This is a genomic window from Salinivibrio sp. KP-1 (genome assembly GCF_000968645.1).
In the GTDB taxonomy this organism is placed as follows: Bacteria; Pseudomonadota; Gammaproteobacteria; order Enterobacterales; family Vibrionaceae; genus Salinivibrio; species Salinivibrio siamensis.
Map to the genome: position 1 here is coordinate 39,462 of NZ_LAQR01000048.1, position 19,923 is coordinate 59,384.

The following is a 19,923-nucleotide window of genomic DNA, read 5'->3' on the forward strand; positions in this document are numbered from 1 at the left end:
TACTACGCTTAGTCTAAGCCAAATAGACGTACAGAGCCCAGCAGTGAATCAGCCCATTGACCAGTACAAGCATATTGTCACATTACTGCCCTCGCTTTTTCGCCATCTCGATACGGCGGTTGTTATTGCTGATACAAATCGCCGTATACAACTATTAAACCCCGAAGCAGAAGCCCTATTTGGTTGCAGCCTAGCGGATGTAAAAGGCGCTAGCACTCGCATCCTTTACGCCGAGCAAGAAGACTTTACCGCAACGGGCAAAGATCGTTTTAACACCCACTCAGTTCACGCATACTACGATGCTTATGTGGTGAGATATAAGACCGCCGATGGCCATGTGTTTTTAGGCGAAACACATGGTGGGCCAGTGTGCGATGAGCAACAAGTTGTCACCATGTATGTGGCTTTTATTCAAGACATTAGCACCCGCGTAGAAGTAGAATCCGCGCTCAACCAGCTCCACTCAATCACGTCAGCACGCAATTTGGATTTTTGCCGGCGCGTAGAGCGTATTCTCTCTCTCGGTTGTAAACACTTTAATTTGCCTATCGGTATACTCAGCCACATTCATGGTCAGCGTTATACCGTACAATATGCGCAGCACCCTGATGACACCCTGCAGCCTGGACAGGTGTTTGATCTAAAAGAAACATACTGTTGTCACGTCTATGAGGCCAATGAGGCGCAAGGGTTCCACCATGTTTCGCAAAGCGATATCAAAGCCCACCCCTGCTACGAACATTTCGGCCTCGAAGCATATATCGGTGCCCCCATTTTTATTGATGGCGAGCGCTATGGCACGTTAAATTTTTCAAGCCCTGAACCCACTCGCCCCTTTATTTCGCAAGACTATGAACTGGTACGACTCTTTGCCGAATGGGTCGGCCACGAGCTGGCGCGTCTGCGAGATTGGGAAGCACTCGAACAAGCGCAACAATTGCTCGAGATACAAGCAAACACTGACTCGTTGACGCAACTTTATAACCGCCACTACCTCAGCAACGCTCTCGTTCAAGAGCTGGCACGCTGCGAACGGTACAACAACCCCTTGACGCTGGCGATCGTAGATTTCGATAACTTCAAACGCTTAAATGACACCTTTGGTCATCGGGCAGGCGATATCGCCTTACAACGCTTCGGCAATATTGTGCGGGAAGAATCACGGACTAATGACATATACGGTCGCTGGGGCGGAGAGGAGTTTCTCTGTTTGCTTCCTGAAACGGATTTGAGTGGTGCTGAGGTTGTACTAAAGCGTTTGGTGGAGCGCGTACATGGTGAAGAAATTCACGTCGACGGACAAACCATACGCTGTACCATCAGTATCGGTTATACGGGCTTCTCGGCAGGTGATACACAAGACAGTATCATTCAACGTGCCGATACCGCGCTCTATCTCGCAAAAGAAAACGGCCGCAATCGAATCGAGCGGGCATGATTTAACCTCGCTGCTTTCGAGCCCAAGTCACATAGCCTTGGATCACAGGCTCAGCGAGTAAAAGGTCGAGGCTGTGTAATACGCGACCCAGGTGTTTTTCACTGAATTGGCGATGAATAAAAGCATGGCAAGGCCGACATACCCAAATACCGTGCTCACGCATGTAAGGTCGGGAAAAGCGCTTGGTGAACCATTTGTTGTTATGACAAGTTTTGGGGATCAAGTGATGGAAGGTCAGCGGCCTTGAGTGCTGACACAGTGCACAGGGCGTTGAAGAAGGCGGAGAGGCAGGCATACAGGTAATAATACTTAAAAAGAAGGTCGCATCGATAACTGCGACCCTCGTAACCAGCATCTGGTTCAATTACGCGAAGTTGTCACGCAAGTATTCAATAATGTCGTCCGATTCATACATCCACTGTGTTTCGCCGCCTTGGTCAATACGCAGACAAGGCACCATGCCTTTGCCGCCTTCGGTCTGTAGGCGTTGCCATTCTTCGGCGTTAGCGTTCATATCCACCAGCGGAATATCTAACTTGAGCTCTGTCATGACTGCACGCACTTTATGGCAAAATGGGCAGTGCTCTTTGTGATACAAGCTTAGTCCGTTCAAATCAGCCATTATGTTTCCTTCTGGGTCATCAGGGCGGATTTTCAAATGCCGCCATATGTGTGAATTCATTCCACGTAATGATGGCATTGAACTTGGTCCCAACGCTAGTCGTTAGCCTGTTTTATTGGCACTAAATGAGCAACCGGGTGCATACTGGAAATTAACCCATCACCTCAAGGTCGCTTGCTCATCACTCAAACACTGGATAATGTGTTGCGGTAACAAAGACAGTCAATCACTTCGCCAGCCACGTGTGCCACGTTGAATTTTTTATCGCATAGGTTAAACCCATTCCTCTCTAACACCGTTTGTGATGCAATGTTGGTCGTAGACGCCATGGCGTTGAGTGTCACAAGTCCGTGCTCGCGCGCGATCTCTAACGCATACTTTACCGCTCTAGAGGCAACCCCCTTCCCGGTATGTTGCTCTGCAATGCGATACCCTAACGAACCTGATGCAGATACCGCATCAATTTGGCTAATATTAACCCGCCCCAAAAGTTGCCCCTCGGCATCCGTAATCAACATCGGTACGTGTTGTCCTTTCTGATGTAAGGCAAGTAATTCGCAGATGTGATCATAAACGCTTGCTCGGCGATAAAACGCCTCACCGCGCGATTCAATATAGGTTTCAAAATAAGCACGGTTTTGTTGTTCAAAACAAAAGACAAAAAAGCAATTTCTTGTCAAACATACATTTACAACATATTCAGAGACTTATGTGATTAAATCAGGTCACAATAAGGCACGATAAAGCCCCAAAAAGTGCCCCAAATCGTGTCCCATTCGCCGATTGTGTCCCAAATCGTGTCCCATTTTTGCCCCAAAATTTCCTCGTCGAAACGAGTAAATTCCCCCACTCAAAACCCACCTATCTATGTACACAAAAATCTCTAAAACTTCGGTTATAACTACCCTTTAAACAACAAATATCTCATCTCAAACTGTACGATCCATCCCCAAGTTGCGATAAACAAGTCCATAATGACCTCCTCACGTCATATAAGACGTGTTCAAGCCTGTCTGCACTCACAAATAACGAGTACTCCCCATCGATACCAAGAAGCTGAGCAAGAAACTCGCTTTCACTGTCAGCAAACTTGCTTCTCAACGGAAGTGAACGCTCATACATTGAAGATAATTCGATAATAGAGAGGCGGCACTCAAGAGTTGTCACCGAGCTACCAAGCCCAATTTCAACCTCTGGGAAAGAATGCCAAGAATTGTTGTCGGTCAAAGCAACTGGCGTGCTCTTCAGTCGCCGATACAGTGGAACTTTCGATGTATCGAGGTAGCCGTTTAGCTCGTAACTTAGCCAGGTACGCAAAATAGGTAGGTTTTTAGCCTGGGCATATGCCCCAGCAGCGCACAGGAGAGGGGTTAAAGGGACGGTACTATCTGTAGTGGCTCTGATTAGCTCATTTAACCTCGGGACTGCCATACATGCACTGTCTTTGATGAAAAGTACCTGAGTGTACCCACGCACTTGATTTTGAAATCAAAGAAACAGTGACAAAATCGAGAGTCCGTCGCATAGGTATGTATGACCTGCAAGCCAGCTCAATAAAATGCGTGCCATGCCTCCTTGAAGGGAAAAGGGCCTTACCCTCTGCGCGCTCTTTGTAATATGCCATCTGTGAGGGCAAAGCGAATTGTATACAAATGCAGACACGCCATTCAAAAAAACAGACTGAAGTCACAGCGTAAAAAACTAACTAGATATAGTCTGTTCGGTGTCCTAAGCGGTTTTTTAGCACGCTATCATTCAGGTCAAAATCGTCGTCTAAGGAGAGTTGCAGGATGCCAGGTGTTTTTGAAATTTTCAAAGATAAGACCCAAGAGTATCGTTTTCGACTCAAGGCAGGAAATGGAGAGACAATTCTTGCGAGTGAAGGGTATAAAGCTAAGCAAGGATGTCAAAATGGTATCGAATCGGTAAGAGAGAACGCTCCTACTGATGACCGTTACGAGAGAAAAATATCCTCAAATAGTAAATATATGTTCAACCTCAAAGCGAGTAATCATGAAGTCATTGGCACCAGCCAAATGTACTCCTCAGTACATGCTAGGGATACTGGCATAGAGTCAGTCAAGAAAAACGCCCCGAGAGCTGAGGTGGAAGACCTAACAATATAAAAAGCTTGGCCTTGCTGATTTAGTGATGCCTAATTGAAATCATATCTTTGGCAACTTGATTACAGAAAAAGGTTTCCAGGGAACATATCGCCTAAGGCCTGCAAACGAGAGAGCGGTCACGGGGTTTGGATTGACCTATTTCTCCATGATCTAATTTTAGGCTCCGCACGCTCGTGGCTTAATCCAGCGATCTATTGGTTTGTATCGCCTATCAAATTCAGCAATGAGGGACTCAGTCAATCTCATGCACGCATGATTAATTTGCAAACCTTTCTCATTTCTCTTGGTTTTTCCAAACTCGCTCATCTGTTCCGCATTCAGCGTACTGTGAGTAATGAACTTAGCCAACAATCCACTATCGACTTTTATGCACCGGTGCTCCAGAGCCTTGATTGTTACATTGAGCCTGGAAATCTGCGTCATGAAGACCAACTGAAAATGGTCAGGGTCAGGCTGAACACTGCTACCAGGCAACCAAAAGTCTGTTGCAAAGTTAGAACACAGCTCGGCCTGCTCTAACGCTCGATCAAGAAGTGACTTTGTCTCACTTCTTGTAGCAATTTTTTTTGCATTAGAGTAGATCACCGCCCAGCCTAAAATGATTAAGATAGTGGTGATAAGCCCTGAAAAATCACGAAAAGCATCTAACATTGCCTATGCGACTCCTGAGCTATAAAGTCAAAAACCTGGTGCTGATAAACTCCCATGTCATCAACCACCTTTAACTTCCTCAAGAGAGACTTCTCATCAAACCCTTTTCTAACTAACCCCCCAAAGGCTTCTTCAATAAATGACGACGCAACTCCTAAAGATAACCCAGAAAAATCAACAACTACCTCTGAAGAGCTAGTGTTTAGCGCAGGGATTAGAACTTCCTCTCTGAAACGCTCACCACTATGGGCCCCATCATCCAAATACCGCCCAAACGGCGTCCTCGAAAAGTCTTTAGCTATGTTTATCACTGTCATTACCACCTCTCCGGTTCGGGCTCAGCTGCCATTGCACCAAAGTTCCTGGCATGTATTGTACAAGGTGCCCAGCAGCCCCTCCAACTGACTCACCGTACTTACTGTAAACATATGATGCTCTTCCAGTATACACCAACAGTTTTTCCATTTGGGAGCAATTTTGGTGAATTGGAGACTTGATATCTTCTGATCCGCGTCCTCTCTCCGGCTTATCCTTGTATCGTGATACTCCAAGCTTAAATGAGTCATTTAAAACAGAAACCTCTTCTTGTATAGAGGAAGGCAGAGACGCAGCAGATGTCCCTGAGCGCAGAGAGTTGAAGACACCAATACCCAAGTCAAATATTATAAAGAAGACAGTATCTGATTCAGGGTCAAACCACGCACATTGCCACCACCTTTTTCCCATTATCTCTAGTTGATCTTGATATGCTGGATCGTCGTAGGCGTGGTGGCTGACGTTTAATGCCGCCTCAGTTATCCCTCCAGCCAACAAACGCAGCTGGGGTGTGTTAAACTGCGCTTTGCTTTGCAGCATGGCTATGGTCTTAAATACATGCTCACTAGGCTGATCAGATGACTGGAAAAAGTTTTGGTCTTTGGAGAGCTCCTCGAGTTTTTGCCTACTACCGCTTTTCAAAGCTCGGGCAAGGCCCGTTTTCACGATCCATCTATAACCATCAGGGTTACGTTCTCTGTGGGGAAGTCGAAACGTGGCATAATCAGAACTACCTTTCAGTAGCTGCGCTCGATTTACTATTGCGAAAAGGATCAGGGAAGCCGCTGCCGTTGCAGACTCGACATACCTAAGATCAATTAAGACTCTTTTATCCTCTTTTAGTAAAGCCACATCAATCCTTTGACAAAACTCAAGAGTGCGGCTTCTGTGCTGATCGTCATAGACGCAAAGATGCTCTGGGGATGTTAGTACTGATTTTATTACCATATTAAAACAGATACATAGTCCATAATATAGAGAGTCTAAAGAATTAGACCCGACATAGCCAGCGTATTATGTTTTATATCAGTCAGCTACCAGCCAACTTGCTCATTCAGGTAGCGCAAGCTCTTCTTCACATTGACGCCGTTTTGGCTTTCCCGATTATAACGGCGTCGTGTTTTAATGGAGCGGCGCAAGGTATCGCTATCAATGGCAATACGCGGGTTTGCTTGGTTAAACTGGCGAATGGATTTTTTGGCTTCCAGCATCATAGCGTCATCGCTCTCTTTATACGCCAGCCAGAATGCCGTCATGATGTCACGACGGCGATCAAGGATATGCTGTTCGTAGCCTTTGATGGCGTTATTAAGATCGTATTGCTTCATCAATTCACCGTCGGTCAAACCGTTGGCTTGCAGCAGCAGTTGCAAGCCCGTGAATTGATCGGCTTCCTTGTAAGCGTCGCCACGATAGTTGAGCGCTCCCTCATCCCAATATCGGTAGGCTTTCATTGGGTCACGCGCGAACTTAGGCATCATTTTCTCAATGCCTCGATACACATTGCCCTCGGCAATGGCGCTACTGCCTCTAAGCCAACTGACTACAATTCCGCCCATTACAGGACCCGCAACCTGCTCCGCGTAATGCGTCCATAAGTCTTCGCCTTCAATGTCGCGGTTCGGATCACGTATCCAGAGGCCGTCAAGTGAAATGCGTGACGATACGCCTGCACCACCAACACCATAGATGACTTTATCGGCCATATCTTGGCCCATTAACTCACCTAGGTAGTTCTTAAATTCCACCTCTGCATCCCAGGGCTCATCGTCATCACCGAAAGCCGCATTCAATCCGTTGGCCAGCGCAAACAATGACCCTAGCGGTAGAGCGGTAGCCCCACCAAGTAACCCTGTCATGCCCAAGGTTCCCACTAGTTGCTTGCGCGCTTCTGCTTTTTCTTCCTTGGTAGCCCCTTTCATACTCAAGTACATATTGCGCAGCAGGTAGTACGTCATGTTTTGACTGTACTGCTTAAACTGCATAAGGACTTTCATGGTCGGCGTTTGCATGTAGCGTGCACGGTTAGCATTGGTGTAGTCGAAGTGCGCATCCCAGGTAATATCGGCGGCCATTTTCGTTGCGCTCTCATGCGAGTGACCTTTCTGCTTGGCCAAGCGGTAAGCAGCTATTGCCGTTGTTTCGCGGTTAAACACTTCCGCTTTGTGGAATAGCCAACTGACGACGCCCATGGCTTTCTCATAGGTCTCGTTGTACTGCCAGTTCTCGGCTTCGGCCATACCTGCCAAATCGTGCGCGTTCGTGGAATCGAGTAAACCCATATCATGCCAAGCTTGATAAGCATCTTTCTCTGATTGGTTGCGGAATTTACGACTGATTTGCCCACGTGACGTGATGAACTCTTTCATCGCGCCATTGAGCTCACTGGCTGCGGCTTTCGTGCCGAATTTGCTCGCAATGATGGGTAAGGCGACGACGAAGTTTTGCGTTGTGTTTACCGCGGCAGCGGCCGGCGATACCCCGAGCATCCAAAGGAAACCTAGCGACGTGATCTTTTGTGCAGCGGTTGAGTGTTTAGGGTTCATAACCCATTCATGCCGCTTCATCATTTCTTCTGCGTAACGCCCGGTCTGGTTGTCATTCGATTGCTCTGCCACCTTTTTAGCTTCAGTAGCCTGCTTGGTCAGCTCGTCTGCAAACTCCATGCGCGATAACTGATAAGCACCTTTCATCATGTTCTCAGCCATCGCACGTAGCGCATCGTTAGACCACCCTTTTGTCTTTTTGCGATGAATAAACTGCTTACGCATCGAACGTGACGGCAAGGCTTGGAGATACATTTGATAGACCTGGTCTTTAATTAACGCCTTCTTCTCATCATTGAGTGACGATTCGTCTATCTTGCCCATCAAGTCGGTGACAAAGCTCAAACTTGCGCCGTTAATCGCTGGGTTACCTTCCATCTTGTAGCCCGAACGCACTTCAAAGCCTTTCTCTTTTAACTTTTCAGACGTCGCTTTTTGCTCGGCTTCAGACTCAAACATCAGAAAACGATTTTCCCCATTTTCATCAATAGCACTCACCCAGTAATCGCCGAAACGGGCAAGAGGGAAGTAAGGCGCATTAACTTCTTGCAGTTCAAATAAGGATCGCAGCTCCGCTAACCGCTTTTTCTTGACGCGATTATCAATGTCTGCATTCTCGATTTGCTGTTCAAGTAACGTGCGGTAGTCATTGTGTCGCGCTTTGTAGTTATCGCGCATGGTGCGGTAATGCTGCTTCGCCTCTTTAGGTAGCTTGTCAAAACGCTTACGCAAAGCGATGTGTTTTCTTAAGCGTCGAGGCTCATCCTTGAGATCATTGCGTAGCTGGCGCAACTCCTCTGCTTGAGAGTTGGTGAGGCGATCTTCCCTTGCTACATTTTCGATGTGACGAATTCGGTTCTCAATTGCCTCCGCTGCCGAAACAAATTGCTCGGCGGGATCGACGCCTTCAACCGTCGCTTCGTGTGCCACATTGAATAACTCATCAGCAACAGGCTTATTTTTAGCTGCCCATTTTCGAATGTTCTGTGCAATGTCAGCAGATTCAAACGCCATCTGATTGCGGCGCTCCATCATGCGATGCACCGTATCTACATACGTTTTAATTTGCGGCAGTTTATCGTAGGCAAGATCGGCGAGTTGGCGAAGAGATACCGCGCCAAGTCCTTTGCTTCCACCAAGCGCCCCCTTAACCGCTGTCTTCGTGGCACTAAGCGCCCGTTTCATTCGCCCTTGCGCGGTTGGCTCTGCATCCATCTGGCTCAACACTTCGTCCATAGTCGGCGCGTGCTCTTTGGAGAATTTAGCCTGGCTCAACTTAGAGCTTCCACCCGAAGGAGGAGGGTTATTGGGATCCCAGTGATTGACTGCCTTTACTCGATCCACGAGTGTCTGAACAATATTGTTTAGCTCAGCTTTCGTAATGTCATGAGGCCGCATGAAACCCACTTTTCGTAAAGCATGCGCAATTGCTTCAATCGTTCGGTCCCACCACCGCTGAATAGTGCTGCGCTCAATTTCCGCTGCATGTGCCAGTATCTCTTCAACTTGCACAAGGGGCTCTTGGTCACCGTAGTGTTTTTCAATGCGATCCCATAGCTCTTTTACGTGTGGTGAGTTTTTACCGCGAGCGATACGCTCGAGGATTTTCTGATACTCGCTATCACCGACCACCGCTTTTAAGCCATGGTGAGCCAATACTTCGTGCCGTAGCTTTTTGCGCAGCGTTTTCATATCAGGCAAGTTGTCGGCAACAAGTACCACGGCACCATCCCTATCGCTGTAGAAGCCGTGAATAGTAGCGTCCGGGATGGATTGACCAAGCAGTTTTTCTGCTTCCTCCTGCGTCTGGACCACCTTGGTTTTGATCCCCGCCCCACCGTTATACTCTTTAAGCCATTGGCGAACACCCAGCTCGGCCTGCTTGAGTGGCATACCTTTCGATGACGGCCCGTCTTGAGTGACACCTTCGCGGGAAAACATCACAGCCTCAGATTCGTTTTCCTTCTTGGTTTCAGTTAACGGCTTTTCAATTTCGACGGTTTTGGTGCGAACACCTGTTTGGTTCATGGACTCTTTGAATGTGCCCTCAGGATCCATTTCTTCCGTGGCATCCAGTTCAGCTAACCAGTCCTTGAAAGCTCGGTTTTTGTTGTTGCTGCGATCCCCCGCCATACTACTCATCACTGCCACCATTTTTCCTCCTGGTTTCAGCATGCCGTAGGCATGACGAACATGGTCAATGTCCATGTCATTACTAAACGGTGGGTTCATCACGATGCGGTCATAGCCTTTACCGGTAAACGCAAGGAAGTCGTTACCAACAACTTTATGGCCTTTTTCTTTCAGGATGTCACTGAGGTCGCTGGCAAGCTCTACCACTTCAACGTCAGCGCCTTGAGACTTAGCCGCATCCGCCAATATGCCATTGCCCGCACTCGGCTCTAACACTTTCATGCCTGGTTCAATATCCGCCAGCTCAACAATGTGCCGTGCACGAGACTCTGGTGTAGGGAAGAAATCAACAAACGCATTGCGGTTGCCAAGCACTTTTTTCTTAAGATCGCGCTCCAGCTTGGCAACCTTGCTTTCATTAAGGCCGGTCTTTGTTTTAGTGCTGCCCATCTCGCGCAGCGCCTGACGCAACAGCTCTCGTCGCGTGATCCCCATACGTTGAAGCCGCTGGAACATGGCGGGCAAATCGCCGTATAGCTCCTCTTTTTTCGCGAACTCCACCATTTTGATGACGTGTTCGTTTTCCGTGCTTAACGCGACGTCTTTGGGCTCGCCGTTCTTGTACTTGGCCAGCAAAATCTTGCCAGACTTCACATAGCCTTTTTCATTCACCATTCGGCTGGCCAACTCGTTAATAATGCGGGTGTCTGTGTCTGCCATTGGGTATTTGGCAAACATGACCTTTTCATCAACCGTCGTGCCCTTTTTCCAAATAGGATCGCTAAAGTCGCCCCGCTCTACAGCACCACTGTTTTTCTTACTTGCCTCCCACAACAATCCGTTTTCGATTCGCTTGAGAGTTTCAACTTGCGTTTTCGCATTGATGCCCGCTAATGCAGAGAGATCGCCTGACTCTATCTTTTCGGCAACCTCAACCATTAGCACGGCAGTTTCCGCGTCTTTTTTCGCTCGCGATCTGGCTCGCTCTCCTTCAGCCATGCGTTTGGCCGTGTTTTCTTTGCGCTCTGCGTTGTATTCCGCGTTCGCTTTTTCTGCGAGCTTTTCACTAGCCTCTCTTAGCTTTTCTGCGTTTGATTGGCGCTTTTCTTCTCGCTTGGCGTTGACGGACTCAGAACGGTCAATGTCATTGCCTTGCAGCCAACCCATGAATATTTCCGCATCTTCGCGTGTGGGAAAGTAAAAATTCCCACGCCAGTAGCCGCCTTTCATTGAGCGCGCCATCCCGGCCGCCTCTTTGAACTTGTCCTTGCGTAAGCGTGTTTCTAACGACACATTAAAAATGGCGGCTCCGGTCTTGCCGTGTGTTCCCTCGGTGATGTCGCCAACCTCGATTTCACCATCCGCTTCCAAGCCTGCCTTTTTGGCTGCGGCCTCCTGCTCTGATTTGCGGCGAGATAAGATCTCGTCAGTGACCAATTTGTCATAACGGGCGCGCAGCTCGGGGGTAAACTTGCCACCGTTTTGAGCAAATAAATTAAAGTCACTTATTGTTTGTGGATCTTTGAGCGCGGCCTTTCGTTGCCTTGTTGCTTCTTTTCGGTCTTTTTCAGCCTGTTTGCGCGCATCAATGAAAGCCTGATAGGTATCCTCATCCATCGCTTGGATTTTTTCATTTACCTTTTCGGCGCGCGTCTTTCCGTTTCCTTCCTGCGTCAAGGTAATGGTTTGTGCACCTCCTGCCATGGTGAATTCCAAATCAGATAAGAGCTGATCAAAAGCAGCTTGCACGATGCGGTCTTTCTTTTCGCCCTTCCAGCGCGCCGCAAAGTAGGCACCCATCTTCTCGTTAATTTTCGGAATAGTGAGCGAGTAAAGCTCACCTTTTACGCCTTGCTCGTCGCGAGTTAGCTGCTCTGATAATGCCTTAATCTCGGTAAGACTCATGTCGCCTTTGTTAAGAGTGGAAAAGGCATCAAGCGTTGGTATGGCGGAGTTTTCGGTTGGTGTGGCAGGAGAGTTTTTAGGATTGTCTTGGGAGCCAAGCAGCTCTTTCAATCGTGCAGCAAGCTTTGAGCGGGGCCCCGCCACCTTGATCACGCCGCCAACGTCTTCAAAGGATTCATCCATTTTCTTGGCCAGTGTTTTTGTCCTGGCTTCATCTGCTGATGCAAGCAGATTAAGGTGGGTGAGCGCTTTTGGCCCTGCCCATTTGCGATCACCTTTTGCCAGTAGTGAGTTACCCTCACGCATGTTTTGCGCAATAATAGCTAGATACTCAGCTGCCTTTTTTTCAGCGCGACTAAGATTGTCACGACGCGCTTTCTCTTGCTTGGCCTGACGCTGCTCCTCGTTCATGACAGCTTCTACTTGTTGCGGAATGAGCTTACGCATCGCGCTTAGTTTTTCGACCTCACGGCTAAATGCCGCCATATCTTTGTCAACTTTGGCGGAATACTTCGCCATGTTGCGCCCACTTCGGCCTGTGACAAGCCAGCTGGGGTTATTGTTCGCTCGTGATGATTCTCGCTCAATAAACTGTTTCTGCTCGCCCAGATAAGACTCAATCAGGCTTTTGGCTTTATTCCTTCGTGCTTCTGTATCGAGCAACCCTTGTTCGTTGAGCTCTGTGGCAATTTGTTTTGCTTCACCCTGTAGCTCGGCGTTGAAATCTCGCCCCCTACCGATATGAGTTGCTCGGTTATAGCTTTGCTCAACTTCTCGGCTCACAATTGGCACGCCTACGTCGAGGCCCCCAACGCTGACTTGACCTGAGCTAACGGTGCCATCTCTCTCAGCATTATCAGACGATACTTTTTTTATGGCTTCGTTTTTGCGTTGAAGCCTGGGCTCGAAGTCACTAAATGTTCCTTTTCGGCCAGCTTTCGCCTCATCCATCATCATCCGCAGCTTGGTGGTCGCAAATGACTGTGCTTTTTTCAGATCAGCCCTAGCTTTAGCCCGCTCTTCTTTAGGCAGGGATTGGATAATGGGCTCCCCGCGTTCGCGCATGTCATCCATTACTTGCTTGATGGCGTTGCGGCTAAAGTCTGGCTCATTAGCTGATTCTGGCTGCGGCGGATGAAACAAAGACTCAGCCTTCTGGCGTCGCGCTTGATTTTCGGGCTGAGCGTCAAACCGCGCTTTTCGCTCCTTGGCTTCTTGCTCAAAGGCCGCAATACGCTCGGGCGCGTTACGTAGTGATTCTAATAGTGCTTCACGCAGCTGGGGATTAGATTGGGCCATGCGCTTTTTAAGGCGCTTGCGCATCGACTTGGTTTTTTTGGTGAGCGCGGCATAGTCAGCAATCGGCTTTTTACCGTCCTCGCGCATCTTCATTGTGTTGGGGCGATTCGCAAACTCGCCGCGTGACTGGGCGCTTTTGTCAACGTTGTCTTTGATGTTTTCCTGAATTGCATGCTGTTCGTCACGCTGCTGATAAGCGGCATCGACTTCATCTTGTGGCGCGCTACTCGCTAAGTCTGCATTGCGAGACGCTTCACTTGGTGTGTCTTGTTGAGTGCCTTCTGCCGCTCCTGCTGACCCCTCAGAATAGGAAGCTAATTGGTCTTTGGCAGTTTCCGGCTGTCGCGCTTCATTGTTTACACCCTTTGAAGCTCCAACGTTATCGCGGCCTTGTTCAATCGCTGAGATATAACGCTGAACTTTAGATTCACGCTTATCTTTGACAGCTTGTTGCTTAGCGGCTGCGTCATTGAAGATCTTCTGAACACCTGTTTCATCCAACCCTAGCTCTGAAGCTTGCTCCGCGAGAGCGTACAGCGATTGCTCTGCCTCTTGATCACCTTGTTCTATGCGTTCAAGCAGAGCATCCGCTTTATCCTGATCCATGGCATAAGCCAGCTTGACGGTTTTCACAAAGTGATTGTCGTTATCTGGCAGTACACCTTTATCTCGTAATGACTGTTGCGAGGTTTTAAAGCGAGATGTCAGACTACCTTGTCCATCAACCTCTGGCTTTTCCTTTTCTTGCTTGCTCTCGGATAGAGCGTTATCCAGGATTTGCTGACGAACCCGCTCGGCTGCTTCAGATGGACCATCAGTGATCGTGGTTTCATCATTACTGGGTAGCTGTGCGCCCTCCATGCCCTGCACATCTTCCACAACTTTTGCGTCGTCGGTATCTTGCGTATTGCCTTCGGGTTCAGCAGGTTGAGCCATGTCATTTTCAATGGCGTCAGCGGTATCACTGACCTTGTCGGCTCCAGCTCGCGCACCGCCTGCCGCACCCATGGTGCCACCGATGGCACCACCCAGTAGGCCCTCGTTCACCGCACCGAGCGCTACGCCATCCATGGGGTCAACATCCGTACCCGCGTATTCGTTTGATACCTCATTAGCCACGTATTGCTGGGTACCACCCTGGATAGCTTCAGTGGCGCCTTCGCGAACAGCACCTTCCGCAGCCCCTTTTGCAACACCTTTGCTGATTGATGAGCTCGCCTTACCCACTCCGCGAGTCAGCATGTTGGCCAAGGGAACATCGCCGAGCATTGTGGCCATGGCACTCGTTGCTAATGTTTTCTCGTCTGACATAGTGGCTTTGGATGCTTGCTCCGCTGTCATCTCTCGGGCGCGATCAATCTTCTGTGCATCATTAAGCCCGGCATACTCAGGGTCAGCGTCAACCGCATAGAAGTTGTTGCGAAAGACTTCGCTCTCTGCAAGCTGATCAATTGGCGCAGCCATCACTGTTTCTTTAGCTTGGACGCCTTGACTGCCAACATCTGATGCCATACCTATCGCCGAGGCTGGCGTGTTGCGTAGGACGCTATAAGCCTTCTCCGCCGCCCTTGCTGCCACCTCAGGCTTAGCGCCAGAGCGCATTGCCAGCTTTGTAAGGGATGGGATTGCGGACGCGGAAGACAGCCCGCCAGTCGCAACTGCCGAAGCGACAGTGGGTGCCATATAGCCAAGACCTTGTGCGATTTGCATCGCCCACACGGCAGGATCAGATGAAACACGCCAATCCCCCTCTGTAGCCTCTGAAACCGGCGCGGTTTGTAGTGCCTTTTTGCCGTCGTCGGATAGGCTATCAGTCAGCCACTCTTTAGCTTGGCCGTAAGCCCCTCCAAGCATATCGACATACTTTAATCCTAAGCCCTGTGGTGTGTAGCCTGCGACGGCACTCGCTTTATCGATGACAGTGTCCGGGATGCCTATATTCCGGGCACTATCAGCAATCGCATTTCCAACCCCTTCACCAACAGCGCCAGTAGCCTCTGCAGCGCCTTCCATTGCTCCAGAGGCACCGACTGCCAAGCTTTTGGAAACATCTCCGGCCCCTACTTCGAGATTTTCCGGTGGCTTGTAAGCATCCAAACTAAAATCGTCGCTTAGCTGAAACGTCATATCCGTTTGGGCGTTAACAGTGGCCCCGTCTGTCTTTCCGAGAAGGTTTTCGTCTTTCATATCCGCTCCGAGCAGGCATAAAAAAACCGCCAGCTCCAAAGGAGCCAGCGGCTTAGATATAAGTATTTGATGATGGGTAGAGTATGTACCCTTTAGTCATGATCAGTAAATAGCAACATTGCTAGATCACAAGACGATACTTATACGTAGAAGGTAAGGACTTCTTATGGTACGGTTTTATTTACACTAATGTATAAAGGATAAAACGAATATGTCTCGCCAACCATTCCTCGCACAATTCTCTACTCCTCGCAAAAATCAACTTCGACCTTCTGGCTATTATTGTCACAGGAAGAACATGTGGATTGACTCAAGTAGTAATGAGCCATTGATCAAAAAGGCCGACCTCGCAGAGCTTCAAACAAAAACAAAAGTTAACGTTGAAGAAGACGACGAAGCAACTTTAATGCTTGGCTTGGTAACTAAGACAGACGTTGTACAAGAGTCTGATGATACCGATCCCAGAGGTTGTGTATACTAAATATGTATTTACTAATTACTAACAAGCAAGATGTGACAATGGACTTTATTGTTCAAGAGCTTGAAAGGAGATGCTTGCCATACCTCCGCTTAAACACTGAGGATATTGCAAGCTATTTTGTCAGTTTTGGCGTTAGGAAAAATGATTGGCAATTGGAATATAATGGAACGGCGGTGTCTGGAAAAAACATCTCGGCAGCGTATTTCCGTAGGCCTGGCAACCCAGAGTTTGATGACTTAGCAGAGCACGAGGATTATGTTAGAAATGAATGGCTCGCAGCTTTAAAGTCGTTGTATTGGAGAATGAAAGATAAATTCCTTAATTCTCCTAGCGATATTCTCCTCTCAGAAGACAAACCTAGACAATTGTCAGAAGCGTATGATATTGGATTCAACCTACCTGGAACCATAATTACTAATAATTTCGAAAAAATAGCTCCCTTTCAGAAAGAGTTTAGTTTGATCGCAAAACCATTACGGCAAGCTATTTTAGGAGATGAAAGCGTTGTTTTTACCTCGTCAATAGGTAGTGTATCGGCTAAGGATTCTAGTAAAATTTCCGTTTGTCCTTGTATATTTCAGCAGGAAATTGCGAAAAAATATGATTTAAGAATTACCATTGTTGGCGAAAATGCCTACCCAGTGGCAATTCACTCCCAAACTAACCTTGAGACAAAGACAGACTGGCGAAAAGGAGGATACACTGACATTAAACATACTCTCGTTGATATCCCATCTAATATAAAAAACATGTGTATTGCACTTACCAAAAGGCTTGGACTGCGCTTTAGCGCTATAGACCTGATCGTTGATAATAATAACACTTACTGGTTTTTAGAAATAAACCCAAATGGGCAGTGGGCATGGATTGAGAACCAAACCAAAGCTCCTATATCTAAAGCAATAGTTGATGAGCTAGTAGAGATATCACATGAACATTGATCTTATATGGCCGGTATTAGAAAAGAAAAACTCGAAATCAGGACGCGCCTCAGCTCCTAGGCCTAAAAATGCAGTTTATCTATCCTCACAAAGCCAACTCGAGGAAGCACGAAGAATTTATGACCGTGAGATAGATAGAAGAAAAACAGCAGATAGTAAAGCTAGCACATATTTGGCGGTTTCAATCAGCATTCTCTCTATAATTATAACACTGGCCCCGATCATATATTCCATTATCACCCCATCAAAATATCACATCATTGCCTCCCCTTTCTTATTTATGGCTATAGGAAGCCTAATACGAATAGCATATTACTCAAAAAAGACATTAAAAATATCAAACTTTTCCCTTTTATGGATAGATGATCTTTCCGTAACATCTTTCAATAGTAGAAACGTTAACCTGAACATCTATAGAAAAATAATAAAATGCATCGACTCTAATAAGGATAATATAAACGACAAAGTTACAAATATCCGCATGATAGATGCTTTACTCTCAAGCTTTATGGTAAATAGCGTTATATTTTGCTTGTCCATGGCACTTATTTCATATTTTCTGGCTATCTATGCAGACGGAGAAACAATCATAATCTGCGCCAGGTGTAATGAGTTTGCTTGACCTACTTAAACGAGGCGCCCGCCCACCGCTGAGCATGTTGAGCTCGCAAGCTATTCGCAACCTCAGAGCTTTTCTCCGCTTTATGCTTGGCCAGCTGATCATTAAAAGCACGCTCGATAGTCTCTATGTCATAACCTCTCAAATCTGAGCCTTTTTGCTTCACAGCTTGAAGGAAATACTGCTTTCTCGGATCATCGGTAGCCCATTGCTCCACCTCGGCGGGCACCTGCGCTGGACTCTCATCCAAACCGCCAGCATCGGGATTTTGAATACCGTATTGCTGAGCAACACGTGAAAATCGCTGGTCATAAATACGGTTAATCTCAGACTCTTTTTGTTTGATGTCTTCTGGCTTGGTATCGAATCCATTTTGCTCGCTATAGAGTTTAGCAAGCGCCTTGCTTCGGTCGCTCTCGATAGATGCCATTTCTTTCTGATAAGCGTCATCAACCTCCGCATCCTTGCCGCCAAACACGGATTTGAATGCGGGTGATGCCATCGCTTGACGACGCATAGCCAATTGTCCCGTTAAATCCTGCATGGCTAGCTCAAGGGGAATAACTTTGACTTGCTCATCACCTGTGCCGCGTCCCTCGGTAACCGGCTTGGGCACCCATTTATCGTCGCCATAGCTCACTTCCGTTGTGATCACCAAGCCTGGCTGCTCTCCCTCCATCTCTGGGTTAATATCTGCAGCTAGCGTGACACCACCCCAACGTGCATCGTTGATTACCTTGCCAGTTCTTGGGTCTTTCTGCCCGATCGACGCTTTAATGTTCTTACTGTAGATAGTGTTCAGCGCGCTTTTGATTTCTGGGTCATTGAAGTCGGCCTTGCCATCGAGCACGGCTGGCAGTTTCGTTTCAAGCAACTCGCCGGCTTTGTTTACCTCTGGATCCAGGTAGCGACGCGGATCATATGCGCTGCCCGCAATCATTTCATTATCAAGCACGGGGTCAATCTCCCCCGATTCCATCCAACGCTTCCACCCTTTTTGAATGAGTGGGCTGTTTTCCTGAATGAAGTGCGTGCGCTTTTGCTGTCCAAGCTGATACTCGTTAAGCTCTTGCTGCGTTTGTTGGCTCTTCAATCTTGCATCAAACAGCTTTTCATCACGCTCTTGCTTGTCACGCAGTGCGCCGCCCTTCCCATCTTTACCGTAGTTGTACTCAAATTGCTTTTGCCGGCGCTGCTCTTCCGCTTGGCGTAACGACATGCGCTGCTCTCGCGCTTCTCGGTCCTGCTCTAGCTGCTCTTTTTGCAGCTCGCGATCTTCTTTGCGTTGGTAGTGACGGTCGGCAAGGCTATATGCGCGCAAGGCGCCATCCATAAATCCGCGTGTATCTAAACCCATTATCGTCTCCTAAAACAATTCGCCCACGACAAGCCCAGCCGCGGCACCAATTCCAGCACCGATGGGGCCGCCAACCATACCGCCAATTGCTGCGCCCGAGCCGATGGAGCTGATGGTCTGTTTCCGCTCTGCTGCTTCGAGCTTCTTGTTCGCCGCTTCGCGTTTTTCTTCTCGGTTAGCTGCGTCACGTAGCCCTTTCATGGCAGCGCCTTTTTGATGCTGCCCCATGCTGAGTAAGCTATATCCCATCGGTTACCCCTGCTGGTGTTGTGGTGCGTTGCGTAAGCCCATACTTGAACCGGATAGCGTTTTCATCGACCGGTCACGTTCGTAGGTACGTAAACCGTTTTTTGCTGACACCTTGCTAAGTGCTAGCTTGGCGTCTTGGTTTGGGTCCTCTTCTGCGGTGACGCCGTAACGCGCCATGCGGTTGGTTTGTCCTGCCTCTGCGGCCTGAGCGGCGCTATCCACATTCTCATCTACACGCCCAAGCTGCTCACTAAGCAATTCGCCACTTTGCGATTGCTCCATGAGCTTTTTCTGCTCGGGATAAAAGCGGCGATACCAATCGTCGTATTGTTGGCGCGTGATACGCGCATAGCGATCTGCTGCAATTCCCATAATGACTCCTTACGCGACCATCGAACCGCCAGGGTTGTTGAGCGGGTCATAGTCGTTTAATCCCGACGTATTTGTGCTGACACCGTCTACAGTTGGGGTGACATCTGCTGAGCTAGCGCTGGCCTGATAACTGCGCAGCCCCAACCCTGCCGCCGCGCCTGCTAGCTGCAAGTTTGACGAGCGCTTATTAAAATCGGCCTCGGCGTCTGCCGTTGCCTTGTTTAGGCTGGTATTGGCGACATCACTCATGCCCTCGAGCGCACCGGTTTGCTGACCCATACCGATGGCTGCGACATCACTCAGCCCCGCCAAATACTTATCCTGCTCTGACGACTGCGCACGATTGGTAGTGTCGGATTGCCCAATCGCTTGATCCGTTGTCATCTCCGCCATGGTGGATTGAAACTTGCCCGACGTCGGATCAGCGCCACTCGCTGATAGGGACTTGGCCGCGCCTTCACGGTTTTTGGAGTACGCTTTGTTGTACCCCACATCGGCCGCCTGCTTGGCTTCTGCCATGTTGTTATCACTGTTGTAAGCGTCAACCCGCGCAATGAAGTTGTCTTCATGCTGCTTAAAGTCAGATTGGTATAAATTCCACTGCTTTTTAGCCACCTCAGACGCTGCACGTTGCGCTTCTGTTTCTCTGACTTCTGAATCTCCGCCGCCACCCATATGGCCC

16 protein-coding genes are annotated in these 19,923 nt (G+C 48.4%); 5 read left to right on the forward strand and 11 right to left on the reverse strand.

Annotated features, from left to right (window positions below; all coding sequences use genetic code 11):
* The first annotated feature begins 43 nt into the window (after window positions 1-43).
* Window positions 44-1,438: a diguanylate cyclase gene (locus WN56_RS13535; protein WP_046075516.1), complete on the forward strand. Its 1,395-nt coding sequence runs from the start codon at window positions 44-46 to the stop codon at window positions 1,436-1,438.
* Window positions 1,439-1,802: 364 nt separating this feature from the next.
* On the opposite strand, the gene WN56_RS13545 is transcribed toward WN56_RS13535, so the two are convergent.
* From WN56_RS13545 to WN56_RS17225, 3 genes are all read right to left on the reverse strand, one after another.
* Entirely contained in the window at window positions 1,803-2,060 is a 258-nt protein-coding gene (locus WN56_RS13545; RefSeq protein ID WP_025744429.1) for a glutathione S-transferase N-terminal domain-containing protein, read from the reverse strand.
* 185 nt (window positions 2,061-2,245) lie between these two features.
* The gene (locus WN56_RS13550; protein ID WP_046075517.1) at window positions 2,246-2,740 is read right to left on the reverse strand and encodes a GNAT family N-acetyltransferase; all 495 of its coding nucleotides are present in this window, start codon (window positions 2,738-2,740) and stop codon (window positions 2,246-2,248) included.
* 244 nt (window positions 2,741-2,984) lie between these two features.
* Window positions 2,985-3,491 (reverse strand): hypothetical protein, encoded by a 507-nt coding sequence (locus tag WN56_RS17225; RefSeq protein WP_046075518.1) that lies wholly within the window; start codon window positions 3,489-3,491, stop codon window positions 2,985-2,987.
* Between the two features lie 359 nt (window positions 3,492-3,850).
* Between WN56_RS17225 and WN56_RS13560 the strand changes: the two genes are divergently transcribed.
* Window positions 3,851-4,186, forward strand: a complete 336-nt coding sequence (locus WN56_RS13560; protein WP_046075519.1) for a YegP family protein — start codon at window positions 3,851-3,853, stop codon at window positions 4,184-4,186.
* Window positions 4,187-4,342: 156 nt separating this feature from the next.
* On the opposite strand, the gene WN56_RS13565 is transcribed toward WN56_RS13560, so the two are convergent.
* The 4 genes from WN56_RS13565 to WN56_RS16610 form a co-directional block, all read right to left on the reverse strand.
* Entirely contained in the window at window positions 4,343-4,837 is a 495-nt protein-coding gene (locus tag WN56_RS13565) for a hypothetical protein (RefSeq protein ID WP_046075520.1), read from the reverse strand.
* A complete protein-coding gene (locus WN56_RS13570) occupies window positions 4,831-5,154 on the reverse strand; it encodes an STAS-like domain-containing protein (protein WP_046075521.1) in 324 nt (107 codons plus the stop codon). The genes WN56_RS13565 and WN56_RS13570 overlap by 7 nt, the downstream gene beginning before the upstream one ends.
* Entirely contained in the window at window positions 5,132-6,004 is an 873-nt protein-coding gene (locus WN56_RS13575; protein WP_052708093.1) for a hypothetical protein, read from the reverse strand. Before WN56_RS13575 ends, WN56_RS13570 begins: the two co-directional genes overlap by 23 nt.
* A gap of 182 nt (window positions 6,005-6,186) precedes the next feature.
* Entirely contained in the window at window positions 6,187-15,222 is a 9,036-nt protein-coding gene (locus tag WN56_RS16610) for a PLxRFG domain-containing protein (RefSeq protein WP_052708094.1), read from the reverse strand.
* Between the two features lie 211 nt (window positions 15,223-15,433).
* On the opposite strand from WN56_RS16610, the gene WN56_RS16615 reads away from it, so the two are divergent.
* The 3 genes from WN56_RS16615 to WN56_RS13605 are packed head-to-tail and all read left to right on the forward strand — an operon-like array spanning window position 15,434 to window position 17,266.
* On the forward strand, window positions 15,434-15,703 hold the full coding sequence (locus tag WN56_RS16615) for a hypothetical protein (protein ID WP_156146683.1): 270 nt from the start codon (window positions 15,434-15,436) through the stop codon (window positions 15,701-15,703).
* Window positions 15,704-15,705: 2 nt separating this feature from the next.
* Window positions 15,706-16,644, forward strand: coding sequence for a hypothetical protein (locus WN56_RS13600; protein WP_046075523.1), 939 nt, complete (start codon window positions 15,706-15,708; stop codon window positions 16,642-16,644).
* The gene (locus WN56_RS13605) at window positions 16,634-17,266 is read left to right on the forward strand and encodes a hypothetical protein (RefSeq protein ID WP_046075524.1); all 633 of its coding nucleotides are present in this window, start codon (window positions 16,634-16,636) and stop codon (window positions 17,264-17,266) included. The genes WN56_RS13600 and WN56_RS13605 overlap by 11 nt, the downstream gene beginning before the upstream one ends.
* Before the next feature lies 1 nt (window position 17,267).
* On the opposite strand, the gene WN56_RS13610 is transcribed toward WN56_RS13605, so the two are convergent.
* The 4 genes from WN56_RS13610 to WN56_RS13625 are packed head-to-tail and all read right to left on the reverse strand — an operon-like array spanning window position 17,268 to window position 19,916.
* Complete coding sequence (locus tag WN56_RS13610; protein ID WP_046075525.1) at window positions 17,268-18,620, reverse strand: hypothetical protein; 1,353 nt, start codon at window positions 18,618-18,620, stop codon at window positions 17,268-17,270.
* Window positions 18,621-18,629: 9 nt separating this feature from the next.
* Window positions 18,630-18,869, reverse strand: coding sequence for a hypothetical protein (locus WN56_RS13615; RefSeq protein ID WP_046075526.1), 240 nt, complete (start codon window positions 18,867-18,869; stop codon window positions 18,630-18,632).
* A 3-nt stretch (window positions 18,870-18,872) separates the two neighbouring features.
* Window positions 18,873-19,241, reverse strand: coding sequence for a hypothetical protein (locus tag WN56_RS13620; protein ID WP_046075527.1), 369 nt, complete (start codon window positions 19,239-19,241; stop codon window positions 18,873-18,875).
* 9 nt (window positions 19,242-19,250) lie between these two features.
* Window positions 19,251-19,916, reverse strand: coding sequence for a hypothetical protein (locus WN56_RS13625; RefSeq protein ID WP_046075528.1), 666 nt, complete (start codon window positions 19,914-19,916; stop codon window positions 19,251-19,253).
* Window positions 19,917-19,923 lie beyond the last annotated feature (7 nt).

What these genes read in the sequence shown, in the direction of transcription:
- WN56_RS13545 (WP_025744429.1), bottom strand. Translation starts at nt 2,060, where the DNA reads ATGGCTGATTTGAACGGACTAAGCTTGTATCACAAAGAGCACTGCCCA.
- WN56_RS17225 (WP_046075518.1), bottom strand. Translation starts at nt 3,491, where the DNA reads ATGGCAGTCCCGAGGTTAAATGAGCTAATCAGAGCCACTACAGATAGT.
- WN56_RS13560 (WP_046075519.1), top strand. Translation starts at nt 3,851, where the DNA reads ATGCCAGGTGTTTTTGAAATTTTCAAAGATAAGACCCAAGAGTATCGT.
- WN56_RS13565 (WP_046075520.1), bottom strand. Translation starts at nt 4,837, where the DNA reads ATGTTAGATGCTTTTCGTGATTTTTCAGGGCTTATCACCACTATCTTA.
- WN56_RS13570 (WP_046075521.1), bottom strand. Translation starts at nt 5,154, where the DNA reads ATGACAGTGATAAACATAGCTAAAGACTTTTCGAGGACGCCGTTTGGG.
- WN56_RS16610 (WP_052708094.1), bottom strand. Translation starts at nt 15,222, where the DNA reads ATGAAAGACGAAAACCTTCTCGGAAAGACAGACGGGGCCACTGTTAAC.
- WN56_RS16615 (WP_156146683.1), top strand. Translation starts at nt 15,434, where the DNA reads ATGTCTCGCCAACCATTCCTCGCACAATTCTCTACTCCTCGCAAAAAT.
- WN56_RS13600 (WP_046075523.1), top strand. Translation starts at nt 15,706, where the DNA reads ATGTATTTACTAATTACTAACAAGCAAGATGTGACAATGGACTTTATT.
- WN56_RS13605 (WP_046075524.1), top strand. Translation starts at nt 16,634, where the DNA reads ATGAACATTGATCTTATATGGCCGGTATTAGAAAAGAAAAACTCGAAA.
- WN56_RS13610 (WP_046075525.1), bottom strand. Translation starts at nt 18,620, where the DNA reads ATGGGTTTAGATACACGCGGATTTATGGATGGCGCCTTGCGCGCATAT.
- WN56_RS13615 (WP_046075526.1), bottom strand. Translation starts at nt 18,869, where the DNA reads ATGGGATATAGCTTACTCAGCATGGGGCAGCATCAAAAAGGCGCTGCC.
- WN56_RS13620 (WP_046075527.1), bottom strand. Translation starts at nt 19,241, where the DNA reads ATGGGAATTGCAGCAGATCGCTATGCGCGTATCACGCGCCAACAATAC.
- WN56_RS13625 (WP_046075528.1), bottom strand. Translation starts at nt 19,916, where the DNA reads ATGGGTGGCGGCGGAGATTCAGAAGTCAGAGAAACAGAAGCGCAACGT.